5 protein-coding genes are annotated in these 9854 nt (G+C 44.1%); 2 read left to right on the forward strand and 3 right to left on the reverse strand.

The genetic code is table 11. From position 1 onward, the window contains the following. Positions 1–137 precede the first annotated feature (137 nt). Positions 138–2090, forward strand: coding sequence for an asparagine synthase-related protein (locus Q369_RS0103415; protein ID WP_157488017.1), 1953 nt, complete (start codon positions 138–140; stop codon positions 2088–2090). Between the two features lie 5 nt (positions 2091–2095). On the opposite strand, the gene porU2 (Q369_RS0103420) is transcribed toward Q369_RS0103415, so the two are convergent. Continuing rightward, a complete protein-coding gene (gene porU2, locus Q369_RS0103420) occupies positions 2096–5413 on the reverse strand; it encodes a putative type IX secretion system sortase PorU2 (RefSeq protein WP_031526383.1) in 3318 nt (1105 codons plus the stop codon). 72 nt (positions 5414–5485) lie between these two features. After that, positions 5486–8509 carry a putative type IX secretion system sortase PorU2 gene (gene porU2, locus Q369_RS0103425; protein WP_031526385.1) on the reverse strand — a complete coding sequence of 1008 codons (3024 nt, stop codon included), beginning with the start codon at positions 8507–8509 and terminating at the stop codon, positions 5486–5488. A 408-nt stretch (positions 8510–8917) separates the two neighbouring features. Here porU2 (Q369_RS0103425) and Q369_RS0103430 point away from each other — a divergent pair, with 408 nt between their 5' ends. Further along, positions 8918–9508: a hypothetical protein gene (locus tag Q369_RS0103430; RefSeq protein WP_031526386.1), complete on the forward strand. Its 591-nt coding sequence runs from the start codon at positions 8918–8920 to the stop codon at positions 9506–9508. Positions 9509–9660: 152 nt separating this feature from the next. Here the strand turns inward: Q369_RS0103430 and Q369_RS0103435 are convergent. Then, positions 9661–9854: transposase (locus tag Q369_RS0103435; RefSeq protein ID WP_031526387.1), on the reverse strand; the 194-nt coding region annotated here is incomplete at its 5' end.

A 9854-nucleotide genomic window follows, 5' to 3' on the forward strand; every position in this document is an offset into this window, starting at 1 on the left:
CTTATCGCAAACCGGTTTTGAACAGATTCGGTAATGTGGCGAAATTAACAAAAGGGAAAATCGGTAGCGCTCAGGATCTGGGTCCAACATTCGACTTTTCTGAATAGTCTGTAAGTTTTTCAGCATTCAAAAGATCTGTGGACCAGTTAGTGGTTGTTGAAGGAGTGCTATCTTTCGAAAACAACATTAACATTGCTGAAAACAAGAAGTCTGGTACGATTCGCTGGACAAACGGATTTTTAAGATTACGAAAATTAGCTCCGCTAAATACCCTGTCAAAACAGGTTATTTATGGAGCTAATTTTTTGCATAAACGTGAGAGTGAAATTCTGATCAATACCGAAGTAAATCCTGCTAATGATATGCAGGACAATCAGGTTCACGAGAGAATCTTGCAAGAATTTGAATGGGGTATTTGGTTTAATGAAATAACACAAACACTACATTTAAAGCGAGATATCTTCGGAACTATCCCATTCTATTACCTCCATGTCCCGAACCGCTTTGTAGCTTTCTCGAACAGCCTGGTCTCATTGATTCAAATGGATGTTGCCAGACCTTACCTCGAAATAGATAAGGTACGTGTTCTTAATTACATCAGCTACCGTAAAGATCAGGCAAGAAGTTACACTGCCCGCACTTTCTTTGAAAACATCAGGACAGTACTCCCGGGTCATACAGCTGTTATCAATGCATCAGAGGTAAAACTAGAACGTTATCTCAGTTTGTCTCCATCTAAATGGAACAATATCACTTCCATTGAAGAGCTCGGCCAGACTTTTAAGAAGCTGCTTTTCAAATCGGTAGCCAAGTCCCTTGAAGGACCGACAGAACCTATCGGTTCCCATTTGAGTGGTGGGATGGACTCTTCCTCTTTAAGCACGATCGCAAATCTGTTAAAGCCGGATGCGGAGCTGCACACACTCTATCTGGATACGAAAACAAAGTATTCGGATGAATCCGATTACGCGTCCGCAGTAGCCGATAACATCCATTCCATTCACCATGAAGTACCTCCTCAAACCAACGATTTTGAGCTTTTTTCACTTTATACTTCTCTTTACGGACATCCTGAATGCATGGTGATCAGCCCTTCTGCACAAGGAAGTCTGATGAAAAAGGCGGCTGAGCTAGGTTGTAAATCGCTGTTGATCGGGCACGATGGGGATTCAGTAGTTGGAAGCGGCTTGGAATTGATTAGACAAAGTTATGCTGAACGTGACTGGAAAGAACTCAAATCGCTGATCCGACTTAGAATCCGGTATACTTCTTTGACCAAAAACTTCCCGCAATGGGATCTTTTTGATGAAAACAAGAAGTATGAACTATACAAGCGATCGCTGGTGGTGGAGGAATTTTATCGTGAGCTACGGCAGCTTTCTTTGAGCGAGGCGATAAGTCTTTTACTGACTTCATCCAGTAAAATGAACGTGTCGCTGTGGCACTTTTTAAAGAAAGGAATCGGTGCTTTTAAGAACAGGCTTTCCAGGATTAATGGCGATAATCTGCCCACTTCAGTCGCAACGAAATACCTGATAGAAACTGAAATTCAGCGAAATTCACAGGAAACCTCCAATCTGCTAAGGGGAGAACTTCCGGAGCAATACAGAATGGGGATTGACGATGTTTTCAATGCACAGTCCATTATAGCCAGTGAGCAGTTTTTCGCATTGGGACGGTATTATCAAATCTCAAACCTATTTCCTTTCTACGACAAAGATCTGTTTGAGTTTTGCTTATCAATCCCGATGAGAACGAAATTCGGAGTTGGCCTGGGCAGGCAGCATTTCAGGGAGGCGATGAAAGATCTCTTGCCGGAAAACGTACGGATCAGACCGCTCAAAGCGAACTTTAGTATCTACGGCAGGCAGGCTGCACTGCGACTCGCTACACAGTCGAAAGCGCTGATGGAAAAAGAGGATAATCCCGTTTGGCAGTACGTAGAGAAAAACAAATTTGAAGAATGCCTCGCAATTCTTTTTACGGAGGGCTTGCCGGATTATAAACATTCCCGGAGCCAATTCTTTGTAACAAGGACAATCTCACTTGCTATCTGGCTGAACTGGCTCCGGGAAAACAATCTTTACTAATGCTCCTATCTTGTCAGTGCGATCCGACCGCTAATCGATTTTTCAGTGCTGCCTGAAAGCTTCACCTGATAGATATAAATGCCGGATTTAACATTTTGCTTCGGAAGCCAGTACCATTCTTTTAAAGCCTGCTTTTCACTGCTCTCAGACCCAGAGTCTATCAGAATCCCGTTCAGGTTGTATATCTTCCAGGTAATTGCATTAAAACCTTCCTTACCAACATTTTCCAGAGCAAACCGTACATACTCAGAGGCTGGATTAGGACTTGCGATTAAAACATTCCGCTGTATATCATTTTCAGGTATCACAAATAAAATCCGGTACGATTTGATAGACGCATTGCCTGAACCATCCTTGCTGTTTACCAGTAGTTCATAGGTACCAGGTGTTAGATTATCAAGCTGATAGTTGAAGCTCAATGATCGTTCAGAATTTTCAACAATCTCAATTCCATTTGAATGGGCGAGCCTTATAAACTCGCAGGAATCATCCTGACACGATTTCAGAAATATATCAACTAATGATGAGTCCGCGGAAAGCAGACGGTCATCTTCCAGCACGACTTCAATCCAAGGCTTTGAAGAGACAAAGTCACCGTTTCTGATTGTCCTGCTATCAAACATCACATTCATAATGGGAGCAATGACATCTTTCAAAGGTTCTGTCGGGTAAAAACTCTGATCCTTCGCTCTATCCCAGTCGATTACCAGATCGGAATAATTATTTTTCCTGGAAGTTTCACTGATAGTACTGTCCGGATCTATTCTCACGACAATTCTTGCCAGATCCTTATTATTAACAACTGCGATAAGTAAAGTATCACGGCTTGGAAATGCATTGACCATTGCAGATGAAGCACGCTTTGTACCATCTTTGTATTCGAAACTCAGCTCGACAGGCACTTTCTGGTCTTTTATAAACCTGCCATGATTTTCAATGATGACGCCGGTGGTGAGGTTAGCCGAATTTCCAATTGACTTATTTTTCTCCTCTGACTGGATAAAGATAGCCTCGTCAGCATCAAGTGCGTAATCCGCATTTGCAACACTTACCAGTTTCAAGCTTGGATCACCCTGTAAAACGGACTGATGTATGTTCGCGATATCATACTCATTAGCGCCGGCTTTCAGTACTTTACCATTCGCTATCAGCTGTATCTGCCCAATGGATAAGTTGGAAGTTTGTTCATCAGAAAAAATGCCTGCATACAATTCATCCAGGTAGCCGGTAAGCGGACTTATAAACCCTTCATAGGAATTAGCAATAACAGCAATTGCGCCTTTTTTAGGAGCTATCATCCAATCCAATGATAATGGAGCGCGATTGTTGCCTGCACTGGGACTGGTATTCGTTTTCCCGGCGAAAATATTGCCAACACTGCATCCGTTAAAGTACATTAAGGGATATTTGCCCGCATTATCGTACCCACGGTCCACATCCGTTACATAGCCGATATCCGGGTCAGTGATGGTGGAACTGCCATGACCGAAAAACGTAATCATACCAACTCCCGCATTTACCTGAGGGGTGATATTCACCTTCTCTACCTCCGACATTGCTTGTTGCTTCGTAAGCGCGATAACCTTGCCTCCAACCCTTCCATTCTCAACAGCTGGTCGCTCACGTTCCAACAAGTTTTTAAGCTGGGTTATCTCAGATGCCGACTTTCCACCACTTAGGTGTAATATCTGCTTGCGCCAGGCGCGGTCTTCCGCTTTGCTGTGCTCATATTCTTTTACTTTTTCCAGATAACTTAGTACCTGTTCATTTGTAATGGAATGCAGCCTTCCCACGGGTATGGCCGCATTGTCTATGGAAGTTCCTGCCAGACCAGACACAAGCAGAAGATCTGAGCCAGGGTATCCAACAGTTGGAACTTCGTCCGGCATCCCTCTCTTCATACGATCTACGTAAGAGGTAGAGGAGCCGATTAAAAAGAGATACCGGTTTTTGTTTCCATCAGCCAGTATATAGTCCATAAAACCACGAATCCCCAGCGGGCTGGGCTCTCCGTAGTTAAACTGATTATACAAGTCTTTGATATTAGCAACCAACACAGCATGGTTTCCTCCCGCCGCTGAGCTGCGGTAAGCTGCATAACTTTGTGAGGAACTCAGCAAATTCTCACTTGTGATTATAATGTAATCAGCCTTAGCACGATCGTAGGGCTTGAAATTGACTGAGCTGATCTTGGCAGCTTCAACAGTAGTTACCTCGCTCGCAGCAAGCAATTTCAATTCCTTACCTGCTTTACGGGGAACCATTAAATTAGCCGGATCTCCCGAGATTATTTTGAGTGTGTCGGTAATATCATATAATACAGATCCTGTCGCCAGCCCTGCAATGTTTAAGCGGCTTACACTCTCCTTTGAAGCGGGCAGAGAAAATTCGTATGATTTTTTCGATTGCGCGGATAATGTTTGCAGATAAGTAACCGTAAAGTAGCCGAGCGAAAATGCCTCGTAAGGCTCATTACTGGGTGATTTTAATGCAATTACTCCCTTGTTAGCCTGGTCTATATCGCCGGGCTGAATGTCAAATGCAAATTCCGTCCCTACAAAATCTCTGCTGGTAATCTTTCCGACCAAACGCAGGCTTTCCGCCGTTTTTCCAACATAAACTTCTACGTTACGTAGGTTGTTACTCCTTCCGTGAACGAGCATTTTCAGCCGGGGCTTATTTGTAGCTACATCAACCGGATTCGTGAGTTGAACGGGATAGGTTACCAGCGTATTTTTCACCACCGAGGGGCCGGTGCGACTAGCACCATCCTCGAAAAACGAATTTGACAAATGCGGTCTTAAAGGACTAGGAGTAATGAGAGAGTAGTCCGTTTTAAGGATATAAGGATCTTTCGCTACGTGACTGGCTGTGGCAGGCACCTTCATGTCCACGGCTCGGGATACTGTTTCTGCACGAAGTGATTTGGAATTGGAAACAGTGAGGAAGTAAGCAGTTTCATCCGAATACATGCTGAAATACGGATTCATGCGCGCACTGTATGGACGATACAGCAGGGAATCCCTTTTGCCTTCATTGGGCACTCCGTAGAATATTATTTCCTTGTTGACGATTGAGATGGCTACCTGCTTTCCATAATGCCAAAGCTGCAATTTAGCCTGTTCAGAGACCGGAAAGCTGGCAGGCAGAGATGAAAGCGATATTTTGTGAATACCTTTTGCATTCACCAGGATTTTAAGATAGGGCTGATCATACTTGATCCAGCTGTTATCGTAAGACTTGCCCGCCTGCCCGAAGGACAGATTTGTAGTCAGGATAAAGATCAGAAGGGAGATGTTGTAGAGAGTGTGTCGATAGCTCATTTATGATTTTGGTTTATAACAAAGAAGGTATAGCAAATAACGATATGCTATACCTTCTTTATTATACGTGCATTATTTCTTGATCAATTTCTTCGAATAAGTATCTTCTGATGCAGTTGTTACTTCCAGAACATACTCGCCGGAAGGAAGATCGCTCATGTTAATCTGATTTGATGTCAAACCTTTACGTCTTACTTTACCATTCAGGTCGATGAGCTTCCAGCTTTTCATTGCAACAGGCAGGTCAAGCTTAATCTCTGCAATATCAATTGCCGGATTTGGAGAAATGATGAGCGAACTTGAAAAAGGCCGATCAACCGGAACAATCTGCGAAGTTGTTTTTTTACCGTCCACACTTTGTCCGTTTTCAACAGTACTCCTGTCAGCCTGAACGAGACGATAATAGCTTTTTCCTGAAAGCGGTTTGGTATCGTACCAAACATAGCTGCTTGGTGCATCAGTGTCTCCTTTTCCTTCCACGCGGCCAATTACTTCAAAATTCTTTCCATTGTAGCTTCTTTCAATAACAAAGTGGCTGTTATTCTTCTCAGAAGCCGTTTTCCAGGTAACTTCAACTGAACTCTCACCTACTGCTTTTGCATTGAAGTAGCTCAGATCAACAGGTAAGCCGCCTTCTGTGCTGAACAGGATGTTGATTGCAGGGTCTCCGATCAATACCGTCTGATGCAGCTGTGCTCTTCTTTTCTGATAGTCCGCAGCGATTCTCGCATTGTCAGCCGACATTCTGTATGGATTCGGATTGGATTTCGTTTCTTGAGAAGTGGCCCGCAAAATATTTCCAAGTGTTTGGCGTGCTTTATCAGATGCACCAAAAATCAATGGATAAAGCTCCTGCAGAAACTCATTACAGCTCTCATTATATCCAGAAAACGAGTTACCGAACACAGCTATCGCGCCGCGGTCCGGGCTTAAAAGCCAGTCAACTGACTGAGGTCTGGACGAAGAACTATTCACACTTGTATTTCCAATATTATTGCTAAAAATATTCAGGATATCACATCCATTGTAGTAAATCACCGGGTATTTTCCATTCGTAGCAGTGTAACCCTTAGCCCCGTCCGAGACATAGCCAAAGTTATAATCGGTTTGATATGGCGCACTATGTCCGAAATAGGTGATCATACCCACACCTGAATTTACCTGCGCAGTTATATCCAGCGGCACAGGGATCGTACCTGCCTGAGCTGCGGGCTTCTTATATTCATTAACAACTCCGCTGAACTGAGCAGTAATTCCACTTACAGTTGCAGCTGTACTCAGGTTACCAGCATGCAGGTTAATCTCCGCGCTGCTTTTACCCCCGCTTACGTGGATTACTTTTCTTCTCCACGCAAGATCTACATTTGCACTCTCATAAGTTTTCACTTTTTCAAGGTAACCGTGCGCCAGATCATAACTTACCGCCGGAATCCTTCCTACCGGTATCGCAGGCACATCTTCCAGCTCGCCTCCAAGACCTTCAACCAGCAAAACGTCAGAACTTGGATAACCCACAGTAGGCACTTCGTCCGGCATTTCTCTCACTGCTCTGTCGTTCCTGGCAATGGATGGTCCCATTAGCAACAGATACTTTTGTCTGTCACCATTGGAAATCATGTAATCTACAAAGCGTCTTATTGCAACGGGGCTTGGCTCTCCGTAGTTAAATTGATTGTAGATGTCGATAATTCTGAAAACGCCGGCCTTATACTTTGTTCCCGGAGAACCGCTGGTGCGATAGTCCTTGAACTCGCCTGCTGCGACTTCCAGCGTTTTATTAGTGACGATCAAATAGTTGAAATCAGAAGGATTGAAATTAGAAAAGTCGGCCTTCGCTATTTTGTTATCAGTGACTGTGTATGGTGTCTGATTAGTTGCCAGAAGCGTCAACTGACCATCATTGATCCTCGAAAATTGCAGATCATTTGCAGTGCCAACGACTTTGCGTGGTTTGTCAGGATCTGAAATATCGTAAAATGACGCGCCCGCAGGCACATTGCTGATGCTTACCTTGTTTTGAGTACCTGTTGGCGCGCCTGGAAACACAAACTCCGCAGCCGCAGCATTCTGCATGTTGAGCGTTTGCGAATAGGTTACTTGATAATAAGTCACCGAGAAACTGTCATAAACAGTAATACCTCCAACATTTTCCGAATTTCCAAGCGTTGTAAATCCGAGCACCGCTTTCCCAGTCGCATCCAGATCATCTGGTTGTACGTCAATGGTGAACTCAGCGAAATAGAAGCCAGGGATTGATACTTGTGTGGCCTTTCTCAATGTAGCGGCAGTTTTGCCAATGTAGACTTCAATCACCCGAGATCCTCCGAATGAGGGGAAGTAACTTCTTCCGTGGATCAAACCCTTAATTTGCGGATTGCCAGAACCCGATTTATTAGTAACCTGAACCGAGAATTCTGCGCCAGTTGTACCATTTTTTGTCCACGTTGGATTGCCGTCATCATAAAGACTAGCCCCTGTTCTCGTTTTTCCATCTTCCATGAAACTGTTGATGTTCGGTGGACGCATGGGCGAATAGGCGGCATGAGAATAATCGTTCTGGAAAGTTTTAAGATCTGTTTTGATATGAGAATCCAATACGGTTGCACCCGGATTGTTAAGCTGTACTGTGGCTGCACGCGCGCCAGCTTCCGCTCCAACTGTAAGGAAATAAGTGCTTTCGTCCGAATAGGCGCTCCAATAAGGGTTCACCCTCGATGAAGCTGGACGATAGAAAAGCTCGTCCGATTTACCGTCATTGGGTACAGCGTAAAAAAGGATTTCAGTATCGTCGGCTTTGATGATATCCACCTGCCTGCCGCGGTGGTAGAGCTGTAATCTGGATTTGTCCGCATTCTTGATCTCACTGGGCAATGAGGCAGAGTTCATCGCAACTCTGTAAATTCCCTTCGAGCGCGTGTAAGTGTTGTTACTACCCGGAATAGCACCTGCCTTGATACTTACCCAGGGCTGGCCGTACTTACCTGCAAGCCATTCATTTCCATACACCCCACTCCACTGGGCATGCAGTTCACCAAAGTTGAACAAGGCAAGGGCAATTAATACTAAGAATTTTCTCGTAAAATTTTTAGATTTCATAGATTAAACAAAATGTTATAGTATTCCTGTTTTAAAATGTGAGAGCCTGGTACGGATCTGTGAGGTGAAAGGTATCCTTGAATAAAGCGGTAACCGATAGAATGAATGGATTTTAGGATGAAATTACAACATCTTGAATAAGCTAACAAATTTTCATGAGGGTGAATCGAAGATATACTACAAAAAGCTGCCGCTACATCTACTCTGATCCGCGAATTGGATTCAGTCCGCATCTGCGATTACAGGGTTAACTAACTGCGGGTACAATTTTTTTGCACAGAACAGTACGCTCATGGAGTATACATGGTGACCGTTAGTGCATTTTTTGCCACTCGCTTTAGGTATTTCTATTATTCACCGTTTATTTGCACAATCTAATTCACTTATTTTAACTTAATCGATACAGCTATGCTTAAAAAACTAATTGTAATTGCCTGGATTGGTATTGTTGGGGTATCCCTGAGCTGCGAAGGTCCGCAAGGCGAAGTTGGCCCAGCAGGAACAGCCGGTGCAGCAGGCCCGGCGGGACCAGCAGGACCGAAAGGTGATACCGGAGTAGCCGGTAAGGACGCTTTAGGAGCAAGAGAATTGATTACAGCTCCTAATCAACCAAGTACCAATGGCGGCTACACAATGGGAAAAAACAACCTCTCAGCAGCCGATACAGCAGCGCTTGCAAAAAGTGTAGTGATCGTTTTTATTCAAAGCCAGAATCTCTGGTGGGCAATTCCTGGAAAAGTTGAGTTTGGCGAAGGCAAAAGCACCACTTTCAACTTCATCACGTTACTCAGAGGAAACCAGTTTTTCATAGATATCCGTCCGGTTAGCTGGTCAGAAGATCAGCAAACTCCTCCTGAGAGAACATTCCAAAGAATTCGCGCTGTGATTATTCCTAGCAAATCGTTCCGTGCCAATGCAGGTGTTAACATGAACAATTATGAGGAAGTTGTAAGGGCTTATGGCATCAAAGAGTCAGACATTATAGAGGCAGATATCTAAGCGATTCTGCTTCTTCGAAAAAGAGGGTGTCTCAGTTTTAGCCGAGGCACCCTCGTCCATTTGCTTTAAACTGAGTGGAAATTGAAACGCGATATCGATCCATTCAAAGCTAATCGGCTGTTTTCGGCTTAAAAAGCAAGAAACGGGCGCTCCTAAGCTGCTCTTTTCCTTAGATTCTGGGCTAATGCGATCAGTCCCCATTCGATTTCGACCTTTTGCTTGCCGCGGAGCATAAACCGGCGGAAGCCGTGGTTATTTTTGATGTTGCCAAAGACCGGTTCGACATCAAAGCACCGTTTCTTTCTTTTAGCAATTCCTTCTTCACTTTTTAGTAGCTCGTTGGCTT

It is taken from the genome of Dyadobacter crusticola DSM 16708 (genome assembly GCF_000701505.1).
Classification (GTDB): Bacteria; Bacteroidota; Bacteroidia; order Cytophagales; family Spirosomataceae; genus Dyadobacter; species Dyadobacter crusticola.